A 25,555-nucleotide genomic window follows, 5' to 3' on the forward strand; every position below is an offset into this window, starting at 1 on the left:
CTTTCTTGATCGGGCGACGCGTCGCGGCCTGGTTAGAGTGACCGGATGACGAACGCATCCACCTCCGGCAACCCTCGTTCCCGGCTCGGCGTGATGTTCGACCGCGACCACCGGCCCGAGGAACTACGCGACTTCGCCAGGGCGGCGGAGGAGACCGGCGTGGACGACCTGTGGCTGGTCGAGGACCTCGGCTGGGCGGGCTCGGTCTCCTCCGCGGCCGTGGCGCTGGCGGCCACCGAGCGGCTGCGCGTCGGGATCGGCATCCTGCCCGCCCCGCTGCGCAACCCGGCGCTGCTCGCCATGGAACTGGGCAGCCTCGCCCGGCTCTTCCCCGGACGGCTGGTCGCCGGCATCGGCCACGGCGTGCCCGAGTGGATGGCCCAGGTGGGCGCGGCGACCCCGACGAAGCTGGCGCTGCTGGAGGAGACCATCACCGTGGTCCGCGCGCTGCTCGGCGGCGAGACCGTGACGTTCCAGGGCCGGACCGTTCGCGTCGACGGGGTGCGCCTGGTGCACCCGCCGGCCCCGGACGCCGTGCCGCCGCTGGTGACGGGCGTCGTCCGCCCGCGGTCGTTGGAGCTCTCGGGACGGGTCGCGGACGGCACGATCGTCGCCGAGGGCCAGGGCCCGAGCCGGATCGCCGCCGCGCTCGGACACATCGCCACGGGGCGGGAGTCCGCCCGCGCGGCCGGCGCGGAGCGCCCGCACGAGCTGATCCTCTTCACCCACCTGTGCGTCTCCGACGACGCGGAACGCCTGGCGGCGGCGACCGCCCCGGTGGTCGCCGAGTACAGCGAGTGGCTCGGCATCCCGCCGGCCGAGGTCTTCCTCGCCGCCGGCGACGCCGACACCGCGGCGCGCCGTATCCACAGCCTGTGGGAGGCGGGCGCGCACACCGTGGTGCTCCGCCCGATCGGCGTCCGGCCGCTGACCCAGCTCCGTTCCGCGCTCGACGCACTCGGCCCCGCCCGGTAGGGCTGGTTGGGCTACGCCGGGTCCGCGGCGAGGCGTGGGTCGCCCTTGAACACCTCGGACGTGTGCCAGACGACGTGTTCCTCGGCGACCGGATCGCTGCCCGGCTGCGGGCCGATGACGGGCCGGCCGGCCAGGTCCAGCACCTGGCCGGTGGCCGCCGGACCCCGGCCGACGAACCGTTGCGAGACCATGATCCGGAGCGGCGCGTTGCCGCCGCCGGCGAGCCCCAGCACCCCCTTGTCGAACAGCTTGTGGTGCAACGAGCACAGGCACAGCCCGTTCGACAGCGCGTCGGGCCCCTCGTAGGCGCGCCACCGGACGTGCGCCGCCTCCAGGCCGACCGGCACCAGGTTCAGCGTGCCGTCGAAGCCGCAGAACGCGCAGCGGTACTCGTACGCGACCAGCACCCGCTCGCGCATCTCGGCCGACCGCTGCGCCGGCAGCCGCGGCGTGGGTGCCGCGAGATCGGCGGCCGTCAGGTCCAGGCCGGCGGCCGCGGCGATGTCGTCGTGCAGCGACGGCGGGAAGTGCTGGTCGAGCAGGACGTGCGCCAGCTGGCCCAACAGCGGCGGGTCGGCGGCGAGCGCGGCGCGCAGGTCCGGCGCGAGCTGCCCGGCCGCGCCCCGCGCGCGCAACTCCCGCACGCCCGTGCCCGGGCTGCCGGAGCCGTTGTCCGTCCACACCTCCCACACGCCGTCGGAGACCAGGTGGTGGAACGGGTACGCGGCCGACGTGCGCCGGTCGGGCCCGTAGTGCGCCAGCAGCCGCCGCAGATCGTCCTCCACGTCCGAGAAGCGCAGCGACGCCGCGACGTCCCGCTGGTACCTGCCGAGCGCGTACAGCATCAACAGCGGCTTGTGTGGCGCCCGTTCACCCCGCTGCGTCCACTGCCGCAGCCCTCGCACCCGCTCCGTCCAGTCCACGCCCGGATCCTAGCCAGCGGTCCTGGCAGGGCGCGGTTCGGTGCGGCGCGGCTAGACCACGATCGCGTTGAGTGAGGCCGGGCCGGCGGGGACGGCCGGGTCGCGGGGGGTGCGGTTGTGGGCGCGCCAGGCGGTGGCCAGGCGCCTGACGGCCTCGGTGAGTTCTTCGAGCGGGGCCAGGAAGTGCAGCCGGAGATACGCCCCGCTGCGGCCGAGGGTGTCCACGGTGGTGCCGGGCAGCACCGCGACCCCGTGCCGCAGCGCGGTCTGCGCGAACGAGACGCCGTCGCCGCGCGGCAGCCGCACCCACACCGTCTGGCCGCCGATGACCGGCGGGCAGTGCCAGTCGGGGAGTTGGGCGGCGAGTTCGGCCCGCAGATGGTCGTGGTGCCGGCGCAGCTCGGTGATCCGGCGCTGGCGCATCGGCTCGAAGTCGGCCAGCAGCCGGACGGCCACCAACTGGGCCGGCACGTCGGTGCCGAGGTCGTGGATGGCCTTCAGCCGGGCCAGCCGGGAGATCAGCGGCGTCGGCCCGCGCACCCAGCCGACCCGCAGCCCGCCCCAGCACACCTTGCTCAGCGAGCCGACAGCCACCACCGGCGCGTCCCTGACCAGCATCGCCAACGGGGGAGCGGCGGGGGTGGGGTTGGATACGGGGTCGGGGCCGGCGGGACTGGCGTGACCGGCGAAGGTCAGGTCGGCCAGGGTTTCGTCGGCGAGCAGCCGGTGTCTGGCCGGGGGCCCTACGGGGTTGGACGCGGGGTCGGGGCCGGCGGGACTGGCGTGACCGGCGAAGGTCAGGTCGGCCAGGGTTTCGTCGTCGAGCAGCCGGTGTCTGGCCGGGGAGCCCACGGTGTTGGACGCGGGGCCGTGACCTGCATGACCTGCGTGACCGGCGAAGGTCAGGTCGGCCAGGGTTTCGTCGTCGACCAGTGTCAGGCCGAGGTCTCTGGCGGCGCCGACGAGGCGTCGGGCGGCGAGCGGGGGCAGCACCGCGCCGGTCGGGTTGTGGTGCCGGCTGATCACGTACGACAGCGCGGGGCGGTGCTCGGCCATCGTCCGCACCGCCGCGTCCACGTCCAGGCCGGTGTCCGGATCGGTGGGGACCGGGCGCAACACCGCCGCGGCCTCGCGGAACAGGTCCAGCGCGCCGGGATAGGTGGGCGACTCGACCAGCACCGGATCGCCCGGCGCCACCAGCAGCCGCGTCAGCAGCGAGAGCGCCTGCTGGGCGCCCGTGGTGACCAGGATCTGCTGGGGCGTGGTGGCGGCGCCCCGCGCCGTGTACCGGTCGGCGATCGCCTCCCGCAGCGCCGGCACGCCCGCCGGGTGGTAGCCGAGGTCGCGCCCGGGCAGTTCGAGCGTGCGGTAGGCGCGCGTCACCTCGTCGGGCGCTTCGAGCGGTGCGGCGCAGCTGAGCAGGAGCACCCCGTCCGGCGGCTCCAGGAGGTGCAGGAACAGCGGGTTCGACGTGGCCCGCGCCCGGCCGCGGCCCGGCGTTCCGGGTCCAGGCCGGGCCGGGGACGGCCGGGTGGACTCGGGCGCGGCGAGCGCGGCCGCGGCGACCCGGGTCCCGCTGCCCTGCCGGCGCACGATCCGACCCTCCTGGCGCAGCACCTCGTACGCGGCCACCACGGTGGTGCGCCCCACGGCCAGCGCGGTGGCCAGCGCCCGGTCCGGCGGCAGCAGGGTGCCGGGCGGCAGCAGGCCCTCGTCGATCACCTGCCGGAAACGCGCGGCGAGCAGCAGGTACAGCGGGCCACGCCCGGCCGACCAGCGCCCGAGCGTCGTCACCAGCTCCTCGTTCGCCTTCTTCACTCCCATAACAGGACCAATCTCGTCGCATTGGCTCTGCCCTGGCAACCCATTTCGTCGCGACACTGGCCGGCATGAGCCCTCACGAAGCCCACGCCCGTCACCCGTCCGGAGCGCCCAACCTGCCTGATGCATCCAACCTGCCTGGCTCGTCCGACCTGCCTGACCCGTCCGGCCCGCGTGACCCGTCTGACCTGGCTGAGGCGCATCCGCAGACCCGTGCCGTTCACCACCGTGTTCCCTCGCCCTCCGGCAGCCGTCCCACGACCGTCCCGATCTACCAGGGGCACGTCTTCGCCTTCGACGGCGCCGAGGAGCTGGCCGCCGCCTTCGACGGGGCGAGCGACCCGTACCTCTACGGCCGGCTCGGCAACCCCACCGTCCAGGCGCTCGCGGACGCGGTCACCGACCTGGAGGGCGGCGCCGCGGGCCTGGCGTTCGCCTCCGGCATGGGTGCCATCAACGCCGTGCTGCTCAGCACCCTCTCCTCCGGCGACCACGTGGTCGCCCAGCGTTGCGTCTACGGCGGCACGTACGCGCTGCTCGCCGACCTCGCCGAGCGCTGGGGTGTCGAGGTGACCCACCTCGCGACCGACGACCCCGCCGAACTGCGCGCCGCCCTGCGCCCCACCACCCGCGTGCTGTACCTGGAGACCATCGCCAACCCGACCACCGGCGTGGTCGACCTGCCGGCGCTGATCGGCGAGGCCAGGGCGCGCGGCGTCACCACCGTCGTGGACAACACCTTCGCGTCCCCGCTGCTGTGCCGGCCGCTGGAGCACGGCGCCGACATCGTGGTGCACTCGGCGACCAAGTACCTCGGCGGCCACGCCGACGTGGTCGGCGGCGTCGCCGTCTTCCGGACCGCCGAGACGCGGCAGTCCGTCTGGCGGCTGGCGGTGGAACAGGGCGCCACGGCCGACCCGTTCGCCGCCTGGCTGACGCTGCGCGGCATGCGGACGCTGGCGCTGCGCGTGGAACGGCACTGCGCCAACGCCCTCGTGCTGGCCGAGCGGCTGACCGGCCACCCGGCCGTCGCCCGGGTCCGTTACCCGATGCTGCCCGACCACCCCGACCACGCCGTGGCCCGTCGGCTGCTCACCGGCGGCGGCGGGGTGCTCTCCTTCGACCTCGCCGGCGGCCGGCCGGCGGGGCAGACGTTCGTCGAGACCGTGCGCCTGGTCTCGCTCAGCCCCTCCCTCGGGGACGTCACCACCCTGGTGATGCACCCGGCGAGCACCTCCCACCGCCAGTTGGGCCCCGAGGCGCTGGCCGCCGCCGACATCGGCGAGGGCACGGTCCGCATGTCCGTCGGCATCGAGCACCCGGACGACCTGTGGGCCGACCTCCGCCAGGCGTTGGACGGCCTGCTGGAGACCGGCGCACCCCCAGCGGCGAGCCACACCGCCACGGCCACCGCGGGCGCCACAGCCACCGCGGGCACCGCGCGCGGCTAGCGGTACGGGTTTCCGGGGGCCGGATCGACGCGCCAGAACGACGCCGCCCTCGTTTCCGTCTCCGCCGTGCACTCGGTCGGCTAGCGGTACGGGTTTCCGGGGGCCGGATCGACGCGCCAGAACGACTCGGTGACGAAGGTGAACTGCCGGTGCCCCGGATGCCGGCCGGTGTGCCGGAGCGCCCACATCTCCACGGGCAACGGCTCGTTGTCCACCGGCTCCGAATGGGCGCCGCAGGACAGACAGCTGGCGTGGAAGATGCCGGAGGGCGCGCCCTGGGCGGTCTCCACGCTCAGCGTCCACTCGGCGGACATCACGACGTTTCCCCGGGCCATGGCGCTTCCTCCTGTCCTCGGTGGTGGGCGGGTCGGCCGCTACCGTCACGGCGCTTCCTCGAAGGGCCGGAAGCGGAAACGGCAGAAGACGCTCTTGCCGCCCGACTCCCTGGCCGACCACCAGACGCCGTCGGCCAGGCAGCCCACCAGGTAGAGCCCGCGCCCGCCCTCCGCCAGCCCGGGCGGCTGCGGGGAGAGCGCGGAACCCACCGGGAACGCGGGCGGGACGGGCGACTCGTCCGCCACCTCCACCAGCAGCCAGCGCGACCAGGCGCGGAACACCACCGTGACCCGGCCACGGGGGGCGTTCCGGGCGGCGTGGTGCACGGCGTTGCCGACCAGTTCGGACACGGCCAGTTCGACGTCGTCGGCGGAGAGCGGCAGGCACCAGTCGCCGACGATCCGGCGCGCCGTGCGACGCGCCACCCGGCCGGTGTCGGGACGATCCGCGCCGAGGGTGACCGAATGCGAGCGCGGAGACGTCGGCGTTATCGGTGGCACCACCCGGGGCGGCGCCTCTCGGACGTCACTCGGCTTCATCTCCGTTCCCCCATCCTGCTCTTCCGGCGAACCAACACGCCGAGTCTCAAAGACAAGTGAAGACCCGTCAGAAACAGCGCGGCAGCGGTCGCCGGGGGGCGCACGCCTTCACACGGGGACACGTCTACGGTCCACCCGGTGCCGGCCCGGAGCCCCGGCGCCGCCCCACGCCACACGTTCGACACCGGCCGGCGGCTCGGGCGCGGGGCAAACATCCTGTTGGCGGGCCGCGCGAACCGCTCACCAGCGGAACGTGCCGTGGCCCCGCGGGGCCGTTGCGCCACCCCACGCCAGGGGGCGCACACGGGTGCACCGTTCCCGGCCGTCCCGTCGCGCCGCCCGCACGACGCCCGGCCCCGCCCCGACGCCCACCGCCACAGCGCACGCCCCGCGTCCCCGCGCGTGCCACCCACGCGCCGGCCGCCCCGGGGGCGCACGGGACATGGACGGGCGTGCATGGGCATGGACGGGCGTGGACGGGCTGGCCGGGTGTGCCGGGTCTGCCGGGTGTGTGCACAATCGGAGGGGTGTCCGCGTCCCTTGCCGGCGGGCTGGCGCCGCCCGTCGCCGAGGCGCTTTCCGTCGCCCTCCTCGTGCTGGTCCTCGCCTGGGCCGTCGCGCGCCCGCGCGGCTGGCCCGAGGCGGTGGCGGCGGTGCCGGCCGCGGGCGTGCTGATCGCCGCCGGCGCGCTGTCCCTCGACCACGCCCGCGCCGAAACGGAACGCCTCCTTCCGGTGGTGGGCTTCCTGGCGGCGATCCTCGTCCTGGCCCGGCTCTGCGACGACGAGCGCCTCTTCGACGCCTGCGGCGCCTGGACCGCCCGGCTCGCGGGCGGTCGCCCCCGCCGGCTCCTCGCCCAGGTGTTCGCCGTGGCCTCGGTGACCACGGCCGTGCTGAGCCTCGACGCCACGGTGGTGCTGCTCACCCCGGTCGTCTTCGCCACCGCCGCCCGGCTCGGCGCCCGACCCCGGCCGCACGTCTACGCCTGCACCCACCTGTCGAACACCGCGTCCCTGCTGCTGCCGGTCTCCAACCTCACGAACCTGCTGGCGTTCGCGGCCAGCGGGCTGAGCTTCGCCCGGTTCGCCGCCCTGATGACGCTGCCCTGGCTGGTCGCGATCGCCGCCGAGTACGCCGTCTTCCGGCGGTTCTTCGCCACCGACCTGGACGCCGGCGCCCGGGCCTCGTCCCGGGTGGCCGAGGCGCCACCCACGCCGGTGTTCGCGCTGGCCACCCTCGCCGGCACGCTCGCCGGCTTCGTGGTCACGTCCGCCGTCGGGCTCAACCCGGCGTGGGCCGCGCTGGGCGGCTGCGTCGTCCTCGCGGCGCGCGCCCTGGCCCGCCGCCGCACCACGCCCGCCGCGCTGCTGCGCGCCGCCGACGTGCCGTTCCTCGGGTTCGTCCTGGGGCTGGGCGTGGTGGTGCGCGCCGTGGTGGACGGCGGTCTCGGCGACGCGCTGGGCCGGCTCGTGCCCGGCGGCACGGGACTGGTCTCGCTGCTGGGCGTCGCGGCGCTGGCCGCCGTGCTCGCCAACGCCATCAACAACCTGCCGGCGGTGCTGGTGCTGCTGCCACTGGCCGCACCCGCCGGTCCCGGCGCGGTCCTGGCGGTGCTGCTGGGCGTCAACATCGGCCCCAACCTCACCTACGCCGGATCCCTCGCCACGCTGCTCTGGCGCCGCGTGGTGCACGAGCACGACGCCGACGTGGGACTGCGCGAGTTCACCCGGTTGGGCCTGCTCACCGTCCCCGTCGCCCTGCCCCTCGCGGTGCTGGCGCTCTGGGCCTCCCTGCACCTGGTGGGAAGCTGAGGAACATGAGCTGAGGAATGTGCCGGACGAGTCGGGACGGGCGGGACGGGAGGCTGCGCGGATGGCGGTGATCGTGTGGGTCGTCGAGGGCACGTGGCCCGCCTGCGTCGACGCGGCGCGGACGCATGCGCCCGAGGACGCGGAGATCGTGCTGCTGCACGTCAGCGAGGACGACGTCGCGGGTGCCGCGCACGGCGCGTACGCCGGGCTGCTCGGCCGCCGGCACCCCGAGCACGACCCAGGAACGCGCCTGGAACGCCTCGCCGCGGACTCGGCCGAGCGGCTGCTCGCCGCCGCCGCGGAGCGTCTCGACCGGCCCTGCGTGCGGCGGGCGCGCACGGGACGTCCGGAACGCGAGATCGTCGCCGCCACCGAGGGGGCCGATCTCCTGGTGCTGGCCCGCGACGGCGACCGCGACCACCTCGGCCCGCGAAGCCTCGGGCCGGCCAGTCGATTCGTCGTCGATCACGCCCCCTGCCCCGTCCTCCTGGTCTGGCCCGACCCACCCCCGACGGTGGAGACGCTGCCGCCCGCGCCCCCACCTCCGCCACACGGGCCGCACCCGCCGTCGCACGGGCGGTAGCGGGTTCAGCGCGGTGGTTCAGGCTGGTCCGTCGGCGTCAGCCTTGGTGCCGGTGCCGGTGCCGGTGCCGGTGCCGGTGCCGTGGTTGGGCTGGGGGGTGACCGGTTCGACCTGGTCGGGGCGGACGTCCCACTCGCGGCCGCCCTCCTGCGGCCGCAGCCACACCCGGCCGGACTGGAAGGCCGTGACGCGGCCGACGACGTCGCGTGACGTGTCGCGTGCCAGGGAGCCGATCCGCAGGCGTTCCACGCCGCTCACGCGGTCACCTCCGCCCCGTGAGTCGGGCACGGCTCCACGTCGACACGGTCGTACACCTCAGCGCTCCTCGTCAGCCTCGGGCAGGGGTCATGGATGCCGGGCACATCCCCGGCACGGAACCATGCTGACGGAACGTCAGGCCGGTGACTTTCACACCTGGGTGAAAGTTCGGGCCTGCGCCTTGCGTTGGCGCGAGTTGATGAGGGCTACAACCCGACCCAGGCGGCAAGGTGGTCGAGCGTGTCCGGCGTCCGCCGGGACAGGTGCACGAGGCCGCGGATCGTCTCCCGCGCTCCCGGGTGGTACCGGGTCTGCTGCGGTGCCAGCCGCCGCGCCGCGGTGACCGACGCCAGGGCCGCCTCGGCCCGGCCGGCCTCCATCTGGGCGCGCGCCTGGTCGACGTGGAAGTGCGCGGCGCGGGAGACCGCCCAGTCCCCGGGCAGCACCACCGTGGCCGCGCGCCGTAGCGCCTCGCCGTACTGCCGCATCTCGATGTGCGCCGAGACCGCGTGGACGGCGACGTTGGTCGGCCCGAACGACAGCCAGTGCACCCGGGTCGCCTCCCCGACCCGCACCGCGTACGCCTGGGCCTCCGCCAGGTGCGCGTCCACCGCCTGCTTGTCCCGGGACCGGGCCGAGATGATCGCGGCGCCGAGGTGGAGCTGTCCGTTCACCACGTCGCGCACCCGGCTCGGCGGAGCCTGGGTGAGCAGCGCGTGTCCCGACTCGATGAGCCGCAGGCCGATGGCGTACGCGCCCTCGCGGAAGTTGGCCAGCGCGCGCATGTACTGGCGGACCGCCGCCAGATGCGGGTCGGAGGCGCGGGAGGCGGCCCAGTCCATCCGGTCCAGGGCCACGGTGGCGAGGTCGAAGTACCCGAGCTTCATCGACACGTCGTGCGCCGTGCGGTACGTGCTGGACAGGGCCGCCCACAACTCGGTGGACGGGGTGCGGTGCGCGGCGGCGGTGATCTCGGCTATGACGCCCGGCAGGTCGTGCGCGGCGTCGTTCAGCAGCGTGGCCCTGACCTGCCGACACAACTGCTCGGCCGCGGATATCAGTTGTTCGGTGGGCCGCGGGTCGGTCGCCAGGTCGGCGCCCACGTCGTAGAGGTCGAGTGCCTCCCGGATGGGGCGCACCAGCTCCGCCAGCCGGTCCTGCTGAAGCTCCGTCACGTACGGCTGACCGGTCAGCGCGGTCACGTCGACGGACAACGCCCGGGCCACCGTGGCCACCAGATCGGGGCTCGCCGGCTTGTGGCCGGACTCGACCTGGGTGAGCAGGCTGTAGGAGTACGGGATGCGCTGTGCCAGCCCTCGTTGGGTCAGGCCCGCCCGCTTCCGATGGTGTGCGATCCGGGAGCCCGCGTGCTCGTCGCAGAGGGTGGACATGGGAAGTGCTCCATTCCGTACGTGCCACCTCAAACGCTACCCGAACCAGCCGAAGGTAGATTGCGACTGACGAACTCCGCGGGATGGACTGCGACATGATGGCGAACCGGGTGCTCTACCTGCTGGGCAGCGCGGCCCCTCCGGTGCTCGACGTCGGCGTCGTCGTCGACCGCGCGCGGGCGGCGGGCTGGGACGTCTGCCTCGGGCTGACCCCCACCGCCGCGCGCTGGTTGGAGGACCAACTGCCCGCCCTGGAACGGCTCACCGGCCACCCGGTGCGCAGCCGGTACAAGCTGCCCGCGGAGCCCGACGTCTGGCCGCCCGCCGACGTGGCGCTGGTCGCGCCGGCGACGTTCAACACGTTGAACCAGTGGGCTCTCGGCATCACCGAGAAGTTCGTCGTCGGCTTCGTGGCCGAGGGCGTCGGCCGGGGCATCCCGACCGTGGCGATGCCGTGCGTCAACGAGGCGTTCGTTCGGCACGTGCAGTTCGGGCGCAGCATCGAGGCGTTGCGGACGATGGGCGTCCACGTGCTCTACGGCGAGGGCGGCTTCGTCCCCAACCCCCCGGGCCAGGGCCGCCCGGACACGTACCCCTGGCATCTCGCCCTGGACGCGTGCTCCAGGATCGTCAGCCGCGACCAGACCTGAGCAGGCCGGCCAGGACTCGGCGGGTCGTGCGCGCCGTGTTGTCTGGGCCGTTTTGTTTGGGCCGTTTTGTTTGGGGGTTGGGGTGGGTCAGAGCTGGTCTCCCGTGAGCAGGCCGGCCAGGACTCGGCGGGTGGTGCGCTCGAAGAGGGCCTGGGGGTCCTCGGGGAGGCCGGATGCGGTGGATTCGGCCAGGGCCGCGGCGAGGAGAGGACGGGTGCCCTCGGCCGCGGCTCGGGTCAGGTAGGCGGCCTGGGCCGCGTGCCGTTCCGTGGAGGTCTGCGCGGCCTGCAACTCCGTCCTGGCGAAGAGCTTCGCCAGACCGCTGAGCAGGGCCACCGCCTCCAGCCGGGCGTGGCCGGGCAGCGCCGCGGGTGCCATCGCCGCGAGCGCGTGTTCCAGGTAGTCCAGGCCCCGGGGTCCGAGCCGCAGCCGCTCCGGCGGGACGTCGAGCAGCCAGGGGTGGCTCAGGTGGAGCGCCTTCGCCTGGCTGGCCAGGGCCAGCAGGTCCTCGACCGGATCGCCGCCGAGCGGCGCGGTGAGGTCGATCTCGCCCGTCATGGCGTCCGCCATCAGGTCGATGAGTTCGTCGCGGCTGGAGACGTAGCGGTAGAGGGAGGCTGGCCCGGTGCCCAGCCGCCCGGCCACGCGTCGCATGGTCACCGCCGCGAGTCCGCTCTCGTCGGCCAAGGCGACCGCGGCGGCGGTGACCTCGGCGCGGCTGCGCTCGGGCGCGGGGCCCCGCGCGCCACGCGCGGGGCGTTCCCACACGGTCATGGCCGCCTCGGCCCCCGCACCCGGCGTCCCGTCCGGCACTCCACCCGGCGTCCCGTCTGGCACCCCACCCGTCCTTCCGTCGTCCGATCCTCTATCCTAAAAGTGCGAACAGTGATCGCGGTATCTGTATCTGCTGTACCCAGTCACACGAGGGAGAGACGAGATGGGCGCATCTCCGGAAGGGTCGTGGACCCCGGTCCGCTGGGCCGAGAACGGGAAGATCCGGCTGGCCTTCGACCGGTTTGCCGAGGGGGCGGGCGGCGAGCCGTTGCTGCTGGTGATGGGGCTCGGGGCCAGCCGCCAGTGGCTGCCGGACGGGCTGTGCCGCGAGCTGGCCGCCCGGGGCTTCGCCGTGGCCCGTTACGATCCGCGCGACGCCGGGGAGTCCACGCACCTGCCGCCGGCTCCCGCCCGTAACCCGATCTCCGCGCTCTTCGGGAAGCGCGGCGAGACGTACACCGCCGAGGACATGGCTGACGACGCGGTCGCGGTCATGGACGCCCTGGGCTGGGGGTCGGCGCACCTGTTCGGCCAGTCGCTCGGCGGCGCCGTCGCCCAGCGCGTGGCGCTGCGGCATCCGGACCGGGTGCGGACGCTGACCTCGATGTCCGCCATCCCCGGGGACGTCGCGGGACTGCGAACGCTGCGGTACATCCGGCTGGGCACGCTGGCGAAGTTCGCCCGGCTGAGGTTCCCCGACACCCGGGAGGGCGACATTGCGGCCGGCGTCGCCGTCTCCCGGCTCCTCGCCTCGCCCGCGCGCCCGTTCGACGAAGGGGCCGCCCGGGCGTGGGCCGAGCGGATCGCCGACCACGGGGTCCGGGACCAGGAGGCCCAGAGCCGGCAGATCGGCGCCCAGTGGCACGGGCCGTCGATCGAGCGGGTCCGCACGCCCACGTTGGTGCTGCACGGCGCGGACGATCCGTTGATCCGGCCCAGCGGCGGGCGCCGCACCGCGGCCCGCATCCCCGGCGCCCGTTTCCTGCTGCTGCCCGAGGTCGGTCACGAGATGCCGGAGCCGGCGTGGCGGGACATCGCCGCCGACATCCGGCGGCTGGCGGACGAGGCGCCCAGGAGTGCCGACCGGGAGGGGTGACGCCGACGGTGTCGTGTGGTTGCGTGAACGCTATCAGATGTAGTACTTCTTATACATGAGTGAGCAAGTGCACAACAGGCTGTCCGTGGTGCGCGCGGAGCGGAAGGTGACGCGACGCGTGCTGGCGGAGGCCGTTGGTGCGCACTACCAGACGATCGGGCACATCGAGCGCGGGCAGTACAACCCGAGCCTCGACCTGGCGCTGCGGATCGCCGCGTACTTCGGGCTGCCCGTGGAGGCGCTCTTCTCCCTGCAGCCCTTCACGCCGCTCACGGACGAGGTGTACGGGAGGAAGACGTCATGACCGATCAACCGACGCGGCACGACCGGGCGATGCTCCGCACGCTGAACCAGAACGAGGTCAGACACTGGCACGCGCGCCGCGGTCAGCGACGTGCCTGGACCGCGGTGCACGTCGCGCTGACCGCCGCCACTCCGGCGGCCTTCCCGCTGGCCGGCTCGAACGACGTGCTGCTGATCGCGATGGTCGTGCCCCTGTTGCTGGCCTGGTGCGTCTGCACCGGCGTGCTGAACTCCTCGACCCGCGGCCTGTTGGAACTGCGCGCCCGGGTCCTCGACGAACGGCAGTTGGCGGAGCGCGGGCGGGTGCACACCGTCGCGCACCGCGTCCAGCTGAGCCTGCTGCTCTGCGCCGTGGCCGTCCTCACCATCGCCGTCGGCCTGGCCGGCGCGGACGTCGACCCGCGCGTGCTGGTCGCGGTGCTGCTCGGCCTGCTGCTGACCCACTGGCTGCTGCCCCTCTGGGTCGCCGTGCTGCGCACCCCGGACGAGCCGGACGACGACAGCCTCGAAGGGATCGAAGGTTAGGGAACGGACCGGGCTGGCTGGGCCGGTTGGTTACTCCGGCAGGGTCAGCCCGGTGCCGCCCAGGCCGCAGTAGCCGGCGGGGTTGTGGTGGAGGTACTGCTGGTGGAGGGCTCGTGCCGGGTAGAACGGGTGGTCCTCCGCCGGCAGGATCTCCGTGGTGATCCGGCCGTAGCCGGCGGCGGTCAGCACCTCCTGGTACCGCGCCCTGGTCTCCTCGGCCGCCGTGCGCTGCGCGGGGGAGTGGGTGAACAGGACGGACCTGACGTGCGTGCCGACGTCGTTGCCCTGCCGGAGGCCCTGCGTCGGGTCGTGCGACTCCCAGAAGAGCCGCAGCAGCCGACGGTAGGAGACCGCCGCCGGGTCGAAGACCACGCGCACCGTCTCGGCGTGGCCGGTCAGGCCGGTGCGCACCTCGTCGTCCACCGGGTGCGGGGTGAAGCCGCCCTGGAAGCCGGTCAGCGTGGTCCACACGCCCGCCGTCTGCCAGTAGCGCCGCTCCGCGCCCCAGAAGCAGCCGAGCGCGAACTCGGCCACCTCGTGGTCGTCGGGGTACGGCCCGAGCAGCGGGGTGCCGAGCGCGGCGTGGCGTTCGGGCACCTGGTACGCCGGCGCGGACCGGCCCGGGGGCGCTTCCTCGGGCGTCGGCATGCGCAACTCACGGTTCCGTGCGAACAGCATCGCGGCCCCTTCACTCCCGCGCGCCGGTCCGGCGCGTTTCACGACCCCGCCATTCTCCCGGCGCCGCCCCTGGCGCGAAACCAGGCGTGCTTCCTGTCCCGTCAACCGGCCTTCGCCGTCGTCCCCGTGGCCCTCGTGGCCCTCGTGGCCTTCAGTCGGCCCACGTCGGTGAGTACCCGGTCGCGGATGTGGCAGATCAGCTTGGCCAGGTCGGCGCAGTAGACGGAGGGGTTGAGGAAGCCCGACCCCGCGCGGTAGCGGGTGCTGTACTCGCCGGCCCCGCAGATGTCCCGGATCGAGCAGTCGACGCAGGTCTGCGACAGGCCCGCCACGCCGCGCTGCCTGGCCACGACGCCGGGCAGCAGCCGCGCGTCGTCGAGCGCGTTGTCGAACACGTTCAGGCCGGTGAACGGGGCGCCCTCGTATGCGGACTTGAGCGCGTCGCCGAGCTCGATGGTGCCGTCGCTCTCGATGACCAGGAGCTGGAACGGAGTGAGCCCCACCGTCTCGTTCGCGCTCCGGCCGCCCAGGCTCAGCGCCATGATGTTCTCGAAGAGCCTGACGCCGGCCGGCATCGGGACCGTGCCGTACCAGTGGTCGAAGATCGGTATCAGCCAGTCGGCGTACGCCGTGCCCCCGTCCGCCCCGTTCCAACCTGGCGGGAACGACGACCAGTTGCCGAGCGGCAGCAGGAAGTCCACGGCCGGCGCGCCCGTGGCGACCAGCGCCTCGTAGGTGGCCAGCGGATCGTTCTCCAGGTCGATGGCGCACAGCACGATGTCGAGGAGGTCGCGGTAGGCGGGGCGGTTCAGTGCCTCGACGCCGCGCATCACCAGGTCGTGGCTGCCGCGGCCGTTCGCGTACCTGCGGTGCCGGTCCTGTCCCCGCTGGTCGCCGTCGAGGCTGACCGTCACGCCGATCCGGTGCTCGCGGAACGTGTCCAGCAACTCCTCGTCGTCGAGGAGGATCCCGTTCGTCGTGGTGACCAGCCGCAGCGTCGCCTCCGGCGGTGCGGCGGCCCGCAACGCCCGTGCCGCGTAGGCGAACTGGTCGGCGCCGGCGAGCAGCGCCTCGCCACCGTGCATCCGCACCGACGCGCCGCAGGTCTCGCCCGTGTGGGCGCGGAGGTGCTCGCCGAGCCGGAGGGCGAACTGGTCGATGACCTCGCGCGACATGGCCACCGGCTTGTCGCGCCAACTCTGGTCGGCCATCTCGTACATGTAGCAGTAGTCGCAGGCCAGGTTGCATCGCCCGTGGAACTTGAGGGCGAACTCCACGAAGGGCAGCGGGCGCCAGGACGGGTCCGCCAGCGCCTCGTCGGTCACGTCCCGGGTGGGCCACTCGCGGGTGCCCGCCGCCGCTCCCGTCACCTGGACGATCGGTAGTTCGGTCACCGGATGCCTCCTAGCCTCGCTCGGGGGCCGCTCCACGGCCGGCCGTGGAGCGGCCGGTCCGTCACCGGTTGAACAGACCCAGGGGGGTGACGGCGTCGTCGGAGCTCACCCGGTTCAGGGCGGCAGCGAGGGCACTGTCCTGGTCGGCCGCCGTCGCGACCTCCGAGAGGTCCGCGGACGCGGACTCGGTGGCCGAGGCGCCGCCGGCGGTGCCGATCGTGACGACCGACGCGGCGGCGACCGCCGCGGCCGCCAGCGCCACCTTTCGTACGAGCTCCCCTTCGCGTTCCGGCATGGGTACTCCTTCCACTCAGACGAAGGCCGGCGCCCCCCGTCGCCGTGTTCGCGACCACGTCGACGGCCACGCCGAACCGCGGGAAGGCTATGCGACCCCCCTTCGGCTGTCTGCGGACAGACATACGAAACGCATACGCCCGCCCGGGCGGGGTTACCGGGGCGGGCGGCTCGGCGGGCGGCTCGGCGGGCGGCTCAGTGGGTCGCCGAGCGGGTGGGCTGGGCGGGATCGTTGCCCGGATCGCCCTTGTCCGCCGCGGCGGCGGGCCTGCGTGGGCGGCCGGGGCCGGCGAGGACCGTCGCCGTCGCCACTCCGAGGGCGATCGTCGACATCCAGAACGCCGTCGTGTAGCCGGACTCGACGGGGACGGCGGTGCCGGGGAGGGTGTCCGAGGCGATGATCGTGGCGGAGATCTGCGCGCCCAGGCTGCCACCGATGGTGCGCATGATCGAGTTGATGCCGGTGGCCTCTCCGGTCTGGCGCGGATCGACCGCGCTCACCACCAGGTTGACCAGGGCGGCGAAGGAGAAGCCGACGCCCACGCCGAGCACCGCCGAGCCCGTGTAGATCGCCCAGGCGTGCTCGTGGGCCACGGCGAAGACCGCGAAGCCGGCGACGCCGACCAGACAGGCCAGCACGAGCGGGGTCCTGAAGCCGACGGCCATGCCGATGCGGCCGGCGAGCGGGCTGGCGACCAGCATCGTGACGGCCATCGGCAGCATGAACAGGCCGGATTCGGTGACGGAGGCGTCGTAGCCGTAGCCGAACGACGAGGGCGTCTGCGCCAGCAACGGCACCAGGGTGAACGCCCCGAACAGGGCGAAGCCGAGGATGAACGAGGCGACGTGCGGGGTCGCCACGGCGGGACGAGCCAACAGGCCGATGTCGATCAGCGGCTCGCGGATGCGCCGTTCCGCCACCACGAAGACGGCGAGCACCACCGCGGCGACCACGAAGAGCCCGACCACGCCGGGGGAGCCCCAGCCCCACGGCTTGCCCTGGCTGATGCCGAGGAGCAGCGCGACCACCCCGCCGGTCAGCAGCACGACACCGATCCAGTCGACCCGGCCCGGCGAGCGGATCGGGGACTCCTCGATGAACGCGACGATCGCCAGGACGCCGGCCACGATCACCGCCAGCGCGACCCAGAAGATCCAACGCCAGCTGGCCGCGTCGGTGATCGGCCCGGCGATGACCATCCCGATCCCGAAGCCGATGCCGAACGTCGAGCTGATCAGGCCGATGGCCACCGGCACGCGCTCCCGGGGGAACGAGTCGCGCACGATGCCGAAGGCGAGCGGGAAGGCCGCGGCGCCGATCCCCTGGACGGCCCGGGCGGCGATCAGCATGCCGATGGAGTTCGACACGGCCGCGAGCAGGGTGCCGGCGGCGAACGTCACCAGCGTGGCGATCAGCACCCGCCGTTTCCCGAACATGTCGCCCACCCTGCCGAGCAGCGGCGTCGCCACGGAGGCCGTTAACAGGAAGGCGCTGAGCACCCAGGAGACGGTCGTGGTGCTCGTGTCGAACGCCCGTTGCAGATCGGGCAGCGCGGGCACGACCATGGTCTGCATCAGCGAGAACGCGAGCACGGCGAGCAGCAGCGCGGCGAAGGGTGCCGCGGTGCCGCGGGACGGCGCGGCGGGCGAGCCGGTCATGGCGGGGGACCTCCAGGTTTCCGAGGGCGCGGCGGACGGCTCCGACTGACCCCGCGTCATCCCGTCCCGCCACCTGCCGGCCCAGGCTATTGTCATGCGCCCCACAGCCACCACCACGCCCGAGGCGCGTCCCCGGGGCGCCAGCCTCGGACGACGCACGCCCCACACGTGCCCCCACCACCCCTCACCACGCATCCGCCGACCCGTGCCCCACGCACGCAGCCGCCGCGAGACCTTGACGAGTGGTCGTTCAGACACTAGACGGAAGGATTGTTCGGTTCATCAAATAACATCCGGAATGTCGAACGCGTGCACCGGAAAGGATCGACATGGTGGAGCGTCAGAGGGCCGTGAACCGACGTGACTTCATGCGTGTCTCCGCCGTCGGGGTCGCCTCCGCGGCCGCCGCCGGATCACTGCCCGCGGCCCACACGGCCCACGCGGCAACGCCGACGCCCGCGGCGTCCCGCGTGCTGGCGGCGGACCTCCCCCCGTACGTCGGGGCGGGCAGCACCGCGCCGATCCGGCCCTTCACGCTGCACCAGGTCGCCCTCGGCTCCAGCCTCTACCAGGAGAAACGCGACCGGGTGAAGGACTTCGTCGAGCGGTACGACGAGCGGCGTTTCCTCGTGCTGTTCAACGACACCGCGGGACGGCCCAACCCGCCCGGCGTCGAGGTCCCCGGCGGCTGGGAGGACGGCGGACTGCTCAGCGGCCACTGGGCGGGTCACTACCTGACCGCGCTCGCGCAGGCCCATGTCGACCAGGGCGAGCAGGTGTTCAAGGACAAGCTCGACTGGATGGTGCGCGAACTCGGCGCGTGCCAGGAGGCGTTGAGTGGCCAGACGGTGCACCCCGGCTATCTCGGCGCGCTGCCCGAGGACGTGGTGCTGCGGGTGGGCCCGCCCCGGTTCGCGCTGTACGGCGGCGATCTGGAGACCAACACCTGGGCGCCCTGGTACACCCAGCACAAGATCATGCGCGGCCTCCTCGACGCCCACACCCTCACCGGCAACCAGCAGGCGTTCGAGATCGTCCTGGCCATGGCGGACTGGGCGCATCTGGCGCTGACCCTCGGCGACGTCGACCATCCCGACTACGCGGGCCCGGTGACCAGGGACGATCTCAACCTCATGTGGGACACCTACATCGCCGGCGAGTACGGCGGCGCCAACGAGGTCCTCGCCGAGATCCACGCCCTGACCGGCGACGAGCGGCACCTGGAGACGGCCAGGTGCTTCGACAACCGGGAGTCGCTCTTCGACGCCTGCGTGGCGGACCGCGACATCCTCGTCACCACCGACGACACCCGCCCGGGACGCCGCCGGCCGAACCGCCTGCACGCCAACACCCACGTCCCCAACTTCGTCGGCTACCTGCGGATCTTCGAGCAGACGGCGGAGGAGGAGTACCACCTCGCGGCCCGGAACTTCTTCGGCATGGTGGTGCCGCACCGGATGTTCGCCCACGGCGGCACCAGCGGGAACTTCCCCGGATCGAACAACAATCCCGAGCAGTTCCAGAACCGGGACAACATGGCCCACGCCATCGACGCGAACGGCGCCGAGTCCTGCACCACCTACAACCTGCTCAAGCTGGCCCGCAACCTCTTCCTCCTGGACCCCGACCCGGCGTACCTGGACTACTACGAGCGCGGCCTGGTCAACATGATCCTCGGGCAGCGCGCGGACACCGACGACGTCGACGACCCGCAACTGGCGTACTTCCAGCCGCTGACCCCGGGCGCCGCCCGCGACTACGGCAACACCGGCACCTGTTGCGGCGGCACCGGCCTGGAGAACGGCACCAAGTACCAGGAGACGATCTACTTCCGGTCGGCCGACGGCTCGACCCTGTGGGTCAACCTCTACACCGCGTCGACCCTGACCTGGGCCGAACGAGGGTTCACGATCACCCAGCGGACCGACTTCCCCCGTGAACAGGGCACGACGCTGACCGTGGACGGCAGCGGCCCGCTCGACATCAGGCTGCGGGTTCCCGGCTGGGCGGCCCCCACCGCGGCGGGCTTCGCGGTGACCGTCAACGGCAGCCCCGTCCCCGACGCCTCGCCGCGGCCGGGCAGTTACCTCACCCTGAGCCGCACCTGGAGCCCCGGCGACACCATCGAGGTCGCGATGCCGTTCCCGGTCCGCATCGAGCGGGCGATCGACAGCCCCAGCACCCAGTCGGCGTTCTCCGGCCCGCTGCTGCTGCCGATCCTCGGCGACCCGGGCGCGGGCGCGTTCCGCGAGCTCACGCTCTACCGCCACCTGAAGCGGGACGGCGACTACGCCAGGGCGGCGATCACGGCCGGCGACGGCGAGACGTTCACCGCGGCGGGCCTCACGTTGCGCCCGCACTACGTCGGCGACACCAGGGCCCAGTCGGCGTACTTCCGGCGGGTCGAGCCGGAGGTGGTCTTCGGTGGCATCGCCACCGGCGTTCCGAACCGCACGCGCGACGACAACCTGCCGAACTACGACGTTCCGGTGGAGGGCGTCGCCTCACCCGGCGACGACGGCCTGACGTTCCTCGACGTGCTGTGGGACGGCGCGCCGTTCGCCACCCACAGCGCCTTCCTGCGCCGGGTGCGGCAGGTCGCCGACGAGTGGGTGGCCGCCGGCCTGTTCACCGCCACGGAACGCGCCACGATCATCAACCACGCCACCCGGGCGGAGCAGGAGCTGCGCCCCTGACACGGCAGACCGCCCCGCGTGCGACCGCACGCGGGGCGGTCTGCCGACCGGAACCGGGTGTCCTCACATGTCGGGGACCTCGGGCATCTCGGGGATGTCCATGTCCCCGGCACGCGTGAAGTCGTAGCCGTCGCCGGTGTCCAGCTGGACGTTGAGCGTGTCGTCGTTCAGCGTCGCCGTGCCGGAGAAGCTGGAGCCGTCCTGGCACTGGCCCTCCAGGGAACCCCCGGAGTAGGTGCCCGTGCAGCTCATGCTGCCGTCGGCGTTGCCGACGCTGAACATGCCCTGGGTGACGTAGAGGCCGAGCCCGTGCTCGACGTTGCTCCAACCACCCTCCACGTCGGCGTCGGACGGCACCTCGCCGCCACCGCCGGTGCCCCCTTCGGAACCGGAGTCCTCCTCGGTACCCCCTTCGGAACCGGAGCCCTCCTCGGAACCGGAGCCACCGGTGCTCTCGCTCTGCCCCAGCCCGCTACCCCCGTCACCCTCACTGTCACTGTCGTCGCTGCTGCACGCGCCCAACAGCAGCACCGCCGAGGCGGTGATGGCTGGCACGGCAAGTCGTATGGAAGTGCGCATGTTTCCCCTCGAAACGTAACCAAGCATCGTGGGGGAGTGCTCCGACCCAGCACGGCTCACCGCCGCAGGCGCCGAACCTCCCGGCCACGCCCGCCAGCGTACGGAGTCCCCGATGACGTATCGATGACGCGGCCGGCTTCGCCCACTTCCACACCTGCCCGCCACCGGACGGGCCCTTTTCGGACACCACCCGCTCATACGGCGGAACCGATCTCCCCTCGCCCCGTCGTCGTACGGACCGTGACCCGCGACGCGAAGGGACGACGGCTGTTGTTCCTCCTCGTCACGCCCTGTCTGCTGGCCATCGGCTGCGGAGTCATCGGCGAAGGGCGACGGTGCACCCTGATCGGCGCGGATTCGGGGTGCCGGTGCGGTTCACCGTCACCTCGCGGGACGACGGCCAGCGCATCTTCGACGAGCGCGCGGACGTGCGACTGCGCGAGTCCCACCCCAACGGCGAGGGATGCTCCCCGACGATCTACCAGGGCACCCTCACCGCCGCCCCGAACCGCGGCCTGACGGCCGACACGTCCTGAGGGACCGACGGCCCCTCAGAACCGGGCCGACCCGGCCGTCGCTCACTCCCCAGCCGGAGCCACGCCCACCGGGCAGGACAGGCCCGTGCCGCCGAGGCCGCAGTAGCCGGCGGGGTTCTTGTCCAGGTACTGCTGGTGGTAGTCCTCGGCCGGGTGGAAGGGGTGGGGGGTGGCGGGGAGGATCTCCGTGGTGATGGCGTCGTAGCCGGAGTCGGTGAGGACCTTCTGGTAGGCGTCGCGGGAGGCCTCCGCGGCCGCCTGCTGGGCCGGGGAGTGGGTGAGGATCGCGGAGCGGTACTGGGTGCCCACGTCGTTGCCCTGGCGGAAGCCCTGGGTCGGGTCGTGCGACTCCCAGAAGAGCTTCAGCAGGCTCTCGTACGAGACGCGCGCCGGGTCGAAGACGACGCGCACCGCCTCGGTGTGGCCGGTCATGCCGGTGCACACCTCCTCGTACGTGGGGTTCGGCGTGCTGCCGGCCTGGTAGCCCACCAGCGTCGTCCACACGCCCGGGGTCTGCCAGAAGCGTCGCTCGGCGCCCCAGAAACAGCCCAGGGCGAAGTCGGCCACCTCCAGGCCCTCCGGGTAGGGGCCGAGCAGCGGGTTACCGAGGACCGTGTGCCGTTCCGGGACGTGGAACGGGCGCTCCTCGCGGCCCGGCAGGGCCTCCTCGGGAGTGGGCAGCCGGTTCTTGTACGCGTACAGCATCATCTTTCTCTTCCCTCTTCCCGGATTTCCCTTGCTCGGCTGGGTGCGCTCACTGGCGCTCACTGGCCGGCGATGGCCATCGCGCGGTAGGCGGCGTACTCGCTGACCGGGTTCTCGCGGTCGACCCAGGGGACCGCACCCACATAACCATCGATCGCGCGCACCTGTTCCGCAGCCTCCGCGTACCTCTCCGCGCGCACCAGGAAACACAGCAGCAGATGCCGCACGTGTGGCTCCACCGGGTGACCGGGCCGCGCCTGGCTCAGCGCGAAGTGCGCCGCCTCGATGGCGTCGGAGACCACCGCGCCCTGGTACATGCTGGGGGAGAGCGTCACCTCGGGCAGGTGCTCGTAGACCGCGAAGAGCGGCAGCGCCGGCAGCAGGCTGCCGGCCGGGGCGTTGGCCGCGGCCTGCTGGGCGAAGGTGTCGGCCTCCGCCCGGGAACCGTGCCATTTCTCCGACCAGTACGGCAGCGCCGCCAGATGCGCGCCCATATGCGTGGCGTCACGCTGCGTGATCTTGTCCCAGAGGGCCTGGAAGTCCGGCGCCCGGTAGCTCAGCCCGCGGGCGATGAAGAGCTCGGTGATGTACGGCACCGGGTCGTCGGGCGCCAGCTGGGCCGCCTCGCCGCACACCGTGCGTGCCTCCTCCAGCACGATGCGGTGGTCGGCCGAGCTCGGGTCCGCCATCGCCTGCCACACCAGGAACTGCGCGTACACCTGGGCGCCACCCGGATCGTTCGGCTCCTCGGCACGCCAGCGGCGCAGCCAGCCCGCGTCCCGGCGGGGCGTCCCCTTGTGCAGCGGCCCGGCACCGTCGTCGGCGCTGTCCGGGGTGTCCAGCGGCGCGCCCGAGGCGCGCCAGGCGCCCAGCTCCATGGCCGCGGCGCCCGCCAGGGACTGCACCCGCTGCCAGCGCAGCTCGCTGTCCCCGGTGGTGAGCGCCAGCAGCTGGCCCACCGGGCGCCACCGCTGGGTGTGCTGCGCCTCCTCCAGCGCGGCGACCAGTTCGGGATCGGGGCCCGGCAGCCGCACGTCCAGCTGCTCGACGGGCACCAGGCCGGTGGCCGCGTGCGCCCCCGGCGCGTTGGGGCTGCCCAGAGCGGGCTCGCCGTGGCCCGACACCCCGTCGGCGCCCCAGGGCCGGCCGTCCGCGCTACCGGCCGTACCGGCGGCGCGCTCGAACTCCGCGCGCTCCCGGCGCCGCCTCAGCATCGGCATCACGACCACGCCGAAGATGGCGGTCAGGGCGATGAGCAACAACAGTGCATCCATGGCGGCGGCGCTCCCCCTCGCAGTTGGACGGCCCTCGCGGTCGGACGGCCCACGCGTCCGGCGTCCGGCGTAGCCGCACGGTGGGCGCCACGCTGGGCGCGGCGCGTGCGACGGCGCGCCTTCGGCCGGTCGGCACACCCTACGGCTCCTTCGCCCCGGGCGTACCTCCGCGTACCTCAACCGTACGGCCCCGTAGCGTTGGCTCCTTCGCGGCGGGCGTACCTTCGGGTACCTCCACGGTACGGCCCCGTAGCGTTGGCTCCTTCGCGGCGGGCGTACCTTCGGGTACCTCCACGGTACGGCCCCGTAGCGTTGGCTCCTTCGCGGCGGGCGTACCTCCGCGTACCTCCACGGTACGGCCCCGTAGCGTTGACCCATGAACGAGCAGCGATCCGAGCACCGTTTCGAGACCGTGGCGATCCATGCCGGGCAGACCCCCGACCCGCTCACGGGGGCGGTGGTGCCCCCCATCCACCAGGTCTCCACCTTCAAACAGGACGGCGTGGGCGGCCTGCGCGGCGGCTACGAGTACAGCCGCTCGGCGAACCCCACGCGCACCGCCCTGGAGGAGAACCTCGCCGCGCTGGAGGGCGGCCGTCGCGGGCTGGCGTTCGCCTCGGGGCTGGCCGCCGAGGACTGCCTGCTCCGCACGCTGCTGCGTCCCGGCGACCATCTGGTCATCCCGAACGACGCCTACGGCGGCACGTTCCGCCTGATCGCGAAGGTGGTGGAGCGCTGGGGCGTGGCCTGGTCGGTCGCCGACACGTCGGATCCGGCGTCGGTACGGGGGCAGCTGCGCCCGGAGACCCGCGCGGTGTGGGTGGAGACGCCCTCGAACCCGCTGCTCGGCATCACCGACATCGCGGCCGTCGCGGAGGTGGCCCGAGCGGCCGGCGCCCGGCTGGTGGTGGACAACACCTTCGCGAGCCCCTACCTCCAGCAGCCGCTCGCGCTCGGGGCCGACGTGGTGGTGCACTCGACCACCAAGTACCTGGGCGGCCACTCCGACGTGGTCGGCGGCGCCCTGGTCACGGACGACCCCGGACTGGCCGAGGAGCTGGCGTTCCACCAGAACGCGATGGGCGCGGTCGCCGGCCCCTTCGACTCCTGGCTGGTGCTGCGCGGCATCAAGACGCTCGCCGTGCGGATGGACCGGCACAACGCCAACGCGCACCGGGTCGCCGAGGCGCTCGCCGCGCACCCGAGGGTGGTCCAGGTCTACTACCCCGGGCTGCCCGCGCACCCGGGGCACGAGACGGCCGCGAAGCAGATGCGGGGCTTCGGCGGGATGGTGTCGTTCCGGGTGGCGGGCGGCGAGCAGGAGGCGGTCGCGGTGTGCGAGCGTGCCCGGGTGTTCACGCTGGGCGAGTCGCTGGGCGGCGTGGAGTCGCTGATCGAGCACCCCGGGCGGATGACGCACGCCTCGGTGGCGGGATCCGCGCTGGAGGTGCCGGCCGATCTGGTGCGGCTCTCGGTGGGCATCGAGTCGGTGGACGATCTGCTGGCCGACCTGGCGGACGCGCTGGCCGCACGCGCCTGACCGCGGTCCGGGGCCGGGCTCGGGCCCGGCCCCGGGGTTGCGCCCGGGCCGAGGGCCGCCGCTCGGGCGCGGCTGGGCGCGGCCCGGAGCCGTTGGGGCGAGCCGGGCGCGGTTGGCGGTCAAGAGCGGCTGGGCGCGGCTAGGCGCGGCTCTGCCAGTCGGAGATGGCGGTATTGAATCGCGTCAGGAGCGCGCAGAACTGGGCGCGCTCCTCCTCCGTCCAGTCCTGTGTCAGCACCGACATCAGCTTGCGCCGGGAGAAGCGGACCTCCTCCAGCCGGTCGCTGCCCCGGGGCGAGAGCTCCAGCACCACGGCCCGGCCGTCGTCCGGATCCGAGGTGCGTTTCACCAGACCGGAGTCGACCAACGGGGCGACCTGTCGGGTGACGGTCGAGGAGTCGATGCCCATGCCGGCGGCCAGCGCCTTGACCCCCGTGGGTCCCTCCTGGTCGAGCCTGCTGAGCAGCAGGTACGCGGCCCGGTCCATGGAGTTGCGGGCGGCGCCGTAGCCCCCCAGGCGGGTCTGTTCGGCACGGCGTGCGAAGACGGCCACCTCGTGCTGGAACGCGTCGAGCAATTGGATGTCCTCGGTCTCGGGTGTGGTGGGTTCAGGCGTCATCGTCGGATCTGGGGTAGGGGGCACGGAGGTCGCGGTGGGACCGCAATCGTGGGGGGTGGCTTGATGGTTGCGCCACAGAGTACGCCGCCGGGCGCGGCTGCGGCCCGACTATCGGGAATCCCGTGAAGCCCCTGTTATTCACCGG

26 protein-coding genes are annotated in these 25,555 nt (G+C 73.3%); 11 read left to right on the top strand and 15 right to left on the bottom strand.

Translation table 11 applies throughout. The features are described from left to right. Positions 1-45 precede the first annotated feature (45 nt). Positions 46-975 carry an LLM class flavin-dependent oxidoreductase gene (locus ABGB06_RS26900; protein WP_347593910.1) on the top strand — a complete coding sequence of 310 codons (930 nt, stop codon included), beginning with the start codon at positions 46-48 and terminating at the stop codon, positions 973-975. An 11-nt stretch (positions 976-986) separates the two neighbouring features. Here the strand turns inward: ABGB06_RS26900 and ABGB06_RS26905 are convergent, their stop codons facing one another. Beyond that, on the bottom strand, positions 987-1,898 hold the full coding sequence (locus ABGB06_RS26905) for a phosphorothioated DNA-binding restriction endonuclease (protein ID WP_347593912.1): 912 nt from the start codon (positions 1,896-1,898) through the stop codon (positions 987-989). 51 nt (positions 1,899-1,949) lie between these two features. Continuing rightward, the gene (locus ABGB06_RS26910) at positions 1,950-3,716 is read right to left on the bottom strand and encodes a PLP-dependent aminotransferase family protein (RefSeq protein ID WP_347593914.1); all 1,767 of its coding nucleotides are present in this window, start codon (positions 3,714-3,716) and stop codon (positions 1,950-1,952) included. 71 nt (positions 3,717-3,787) lie between these two features. Here ABGB06_RS26910 and ABGB06_RS26915 point away from each other — a divergent pair, with 71 nt between their 5' ends. After that, positions 3,788-5,170 (top strand): aminotransferase class I/II-fold pyridoxal phosphate-dependent enzyme, encoded by a 1,383-nt coding sequence (locus tag ABGB06_RS26915; protein WP_347593916.1) that lies wholly within the window; start codon positions 3,788-3,790, stop codon positions 5,168-5,170. 80 nt (positions 5,171-5,250) lie between these two features. On the opposite strand, the gene ABGB06_RS26920 is transcribed toward ABGB06_RS26915, so the two are convergent. Continuing rightward, positions 5,251-5,505, bottom strand: a complete 255-nt coding sequence (locus ABGB06_RS26920) for a hypothetical protein (protein ID WP_347593918.1) — start codon at positions 5,503-5,505, stop codon at positions 5,251-5,253. 45 nt (positions 5,506-5,550) lie between these two features. Further along, positions 5,551-5,931 (bottom strand): ATP-binding protein, encoded by a 381-nt coding sequence (locus tag ABGB06_RS26925; RefSeq protein WP_347593921.1) that lies wholly within the window; start codon positions 5,929-5,931, stop codon positions 5,551-5,553. A 665-nt stretch (positions 5,932-6,596) separates the two neighbouring features. On the opposite strand from ABGB06_RS26925, the gene ABGB06_RS26930 reads away from it, so the two are divergent. Both ABGB06_RS26930 and ABGB06_RS26935 read left to right on the top strand, forming a co-directional pair. Beyond that, positions 6,597-7,856: an SLC13 family permease gene (locus tag ABGB06_RS26930; protein ID WP_347594193.1), complete on the top strand. Its 1,260-nt coding sequence runs from the start codon at positions 6,597-6,599 to the stop codon at positions 7,854-7,856. A gap of 61 nt (positions 7,857-7,917) precedes the next feature. Beyond that, a complete protein-coding gene (locus ABGB06_RS26935; protein ID WP_347593923.1) occupies positions 7,918-8,439 on the top strand; it encodes a universal stress protein in 522 nt (173 codons plus the stop codon). A gap of 18 nt (positions 8,440-8,457) precedes the next feature. Here ABGB06_RS26935 and ABGB06_RS26940 read toward each other — a convergent pair whose 3' ends face one another. Further along, on the bottom strand, positions 8,458-8,697 hold the full coding sequence (locus tag ABGB06_RS26940; protein ID WP_347593925.1) for a hypothetical protein: 240 nt from the start codon (positions 8,695-8,697) through the stop codon (positions 8,458-8,460). 206 nt (positions 8,698-8,903) lie between these two features. Beyond that, positions 8,904-10,088 carry a helix-turn-helix transcriptional regulator gene (locus ABGB06_RS26945; RefSeq protein ID WP_347593927.1) on the bottom strand — a complete coding sequence of 395 codons (1,185 nt, stop codon included), beginning with the start codon at positions 10,086-10,088 and terminating at the stop codon, positions 8,904-8,906. A gap of 95 nt (positions 10,089-10,183) precedes the next feature. Here ABGB06_RS26945 and ABGB06_RS26950 point away from each other — a divergent pair, with 95 nt between their 5' ends. Beyond that, on the top strand, positions 10,184-10,738 hold the full coding sequence (locus ABGB06_RS26950; RefSeq protein WP_347593929.1) for a flavoprotein: 555 nt from the start codon (positions 10,184-10,186) through the stop codon (positions 10,736-10,738). Between the two features lie 87 nt (positions 10,739-10,825). On the opposite strand, the gene ABGB06_RS26955 is transcribed toward ABGB06_RS26950, so the two are convergent. Beyond that, positions 10,826-11,512, bottom strand: coding sequence for a TetR/AcrR family transcriptional regulator (locus tag ABGB06_RS26955; protein WP_347594195.1), 687 nt, complete (start codon positions 11,510-11,512; stop codon positions 10,826-10,828). A 163-nt stretch (positions 11,513-11,675) separates the two neighbouring features. Between ABGB06_RS26955 and ABGB06_RS26960 the strand changes: the two genes are divergently transcribed. From ABGB06_RS26960 to ABGB06_RS26970, 3 genes are read left to right on the top strand one after another with little or no spacing between them, the layout of a single operon-like run. After that, the gene (locus ABGB06_RS26960; protein WP_347593931.1) at positions 11,676-12,608 is read left to right on the top strand and encodes an alpha/beta hydrolase; all 933 of its coding nucleotides are present in this window, start codon (positions 11,676-11,678) and stop codon (positions 12,606-12,608) included. 55 nt (positions 12,609-12,663) lie between these two features. After that, positions 12,664-12,912, top strand: coding sequence for a helix-turn-helix transcriptional regulator (locus tag ABGB06_RS26965; RefSeq protein WP_347593933.1), 249 nt, complete (start codon positions 12,664-12,666; stop codon positions 12,910-12,912). Continuing rightward, a complete protein-coding gene (locus ABGB06_RS26970) occupies positions 12,909-13,436 on the top strand; it encodes a hypothetical protein (protein WP_347593935.1) in 528 nt (175 codons plus the stop codon). Before ABGB06_RS26965 ends, ABGB06_RS26970 begins: the two co-directional genes overlap by 4 nt. Positions 13,437-13,466: 30 nt before the next feature. Here the strand turns inward: ABGB06_RS26970 and msrA (ABGB06_RS26975) are convergent, their stop codons facing one another. The 4 genes from msrA (ABGB06_RS26975) to ABGB06_RS26990 form a co-directional block, all read right to left on the bottom strand. Beyond that, complete coding sequence (msrA, locus tag ABGB06_RS26975; protein ID WP_347593937.1) at positions 13,467-14,114, bottom strand: peptide-methionine (S)-S-oxide reductase MsrA; 648 nt, start codon at positions 14,112-14,114, stop codon at positions 13,467-13,469. A gap of 101 nt (positions 14,115-14,215) precedes the next feature. Then, complete coding sequence (locus ABGB06_RS26980; protein ID WP_347593939.1) at positions 14,216-15,508, bottom strand: FxsB family cyclophane-forming radical SAM/SPASM peptide maturase; 1,293 nt, start codon at positions 15,506-15,508, stop codon at positions 14,216-14,218. Positions 15,509-15,569: 61 nt separating this feature from the next. After that, a complete protein-coding gene (locus tag ABGB06_RS26985) occupies positions 15,570-15,803 on the bottom strand; it encodes a hypothetical protein (protein WP_347593941.1) in 234 nt (77 codons plus the stop codon). A 194-nt stretch (positions 15,804-15,997) separates the two neighbouring features. Continuing rightward, on the bottom strand, positions 15,998-17,461 hold the full coding sequence (locus ABGB06_RS26990; protein WP_347593943.1) for an MFS transporter: 1,464 nt from the start codon (positions 17,459-17,461) through the stop codon (positions 15,998-16,000). Positions 17,462-17,811: 350 nt separating this feature from the next. Between ABGB06_RS26990 and ABGB06_RS26995 the strand changes: the two genes are divergently transcribed. Then, positions 17,812-20,157 (top strand): beta-L-arabinofuranosidase domain-containing protein, encoded by a 2,346-nt coding sequence (locus tag ABGB06_RS26995; RefSeq protein ID WP_347593945.1) that lies wholly within the window; start codon positions 17,812-17,814, stop codon positions 20,155-20,157. 63 nt (positions 20,158-20,220) lie between these two features. Here ABGB06_RS26995 and ABGB06_RS27000 read toward each other — a convergent pair whose 3' ends face one another. Continuing rightward, positions 20,221-20,712, bottom strand: a complete 492-nt coding sequence (locus ABGB06_RS27000) for a hypothetical protein (protein ID WP_347593947.1) — start codon at positions 20,710-20,712, stop codon at positions 20,221-20,223. A gap of 359 nt (positions 20,713-21,071) precedes the next feature. On the opposite strand from ABGB06_RS27000, the gene ABGB06_RS27005 reads away from it, so the two are divergent. Then, the gene (locus tag ABGB06_RS27005) at positions 21,072-21,272 is read left to right on the top strand and encodes a hypothetical protein (RefSeq protein WP_347593950.1); all 201 of its coding nucleotides are present in this window, start codon (positions 21,072-21,074) and stop codon (positions 21,270-21,272) included. Positions 21,273-21,314: 42 nt separating this feature from the next. Here the strand turns inward: ABGB06_RS27005 and msrA (ABGB06_RS27010) are convergent, their stop codons facing one another. Next, positions 21,315-21,980 (bottom strand): peptide-methionine (S)-S-oxide reductase MsrA, encoded by a 666-nt coding sequence (gene msrA / locus ABGB06_RS27010; RefSeq protein WP_347593952.1) that lies wholly within the window; start codon positions 21,978-21,980, stop codon positions 21,315-21,317. Positions 21,981-22,036: 56 nt separating this feature from the next. Beyond that, positions 22,037-23,251: a hypothetical protein gene (locus tag ABGB06_RS27015; protein WP_347593955.1), complete on the bottom strand. Its 1,215-nt coding sequence runs from the start codon at positions 23,249-23,251 to the stop codon at positions 22,037-22,039. 376 nt (positions 23,252-23,627) lie between these two features. Here ABGB06_RS27015 and ABGB06_RS27020 point away from each other — a divergent pair, with 376 nt between their 5' ends. Then, entirely contained in the window at positions 23,628-24,791 is a 1,164-nt protein-coding gene (locus tag ABGB06_RS27020; RefSeq protein WP_347593957.1) for a cystathionine gamma-synthase, read from the top strand. Between the two features lie 139 nt (positions 24,792-24,930). On the opposite strand, the gene ABGB06_RS27025 is transcribed toward ABGB06_RS27020, so the two are convergent. Further along, positions 24,931-25,410 (bottom strand): MarR family transcriptional regulator, encoded by a 480-nt coding sequence (locus ABGB06_RS27025; RefSeq protein ID WP_347593959.1) that lies wholly within the window; start codon positions 25,408-25,410, stop codon positions 24,931-24,933. Between the last annotated feature and the right edge of the window lie 145 nt (positions 25,411-25,555).

This window comes from Streptomyces sp. B6B3 (genome assembly GCF_039871525.1).
Taxonomy (GTDB): Bacteria; Actinomycetota; Actinomycetes; order Streptomycetales; family Streptomycetaceae; genus Streptomyces.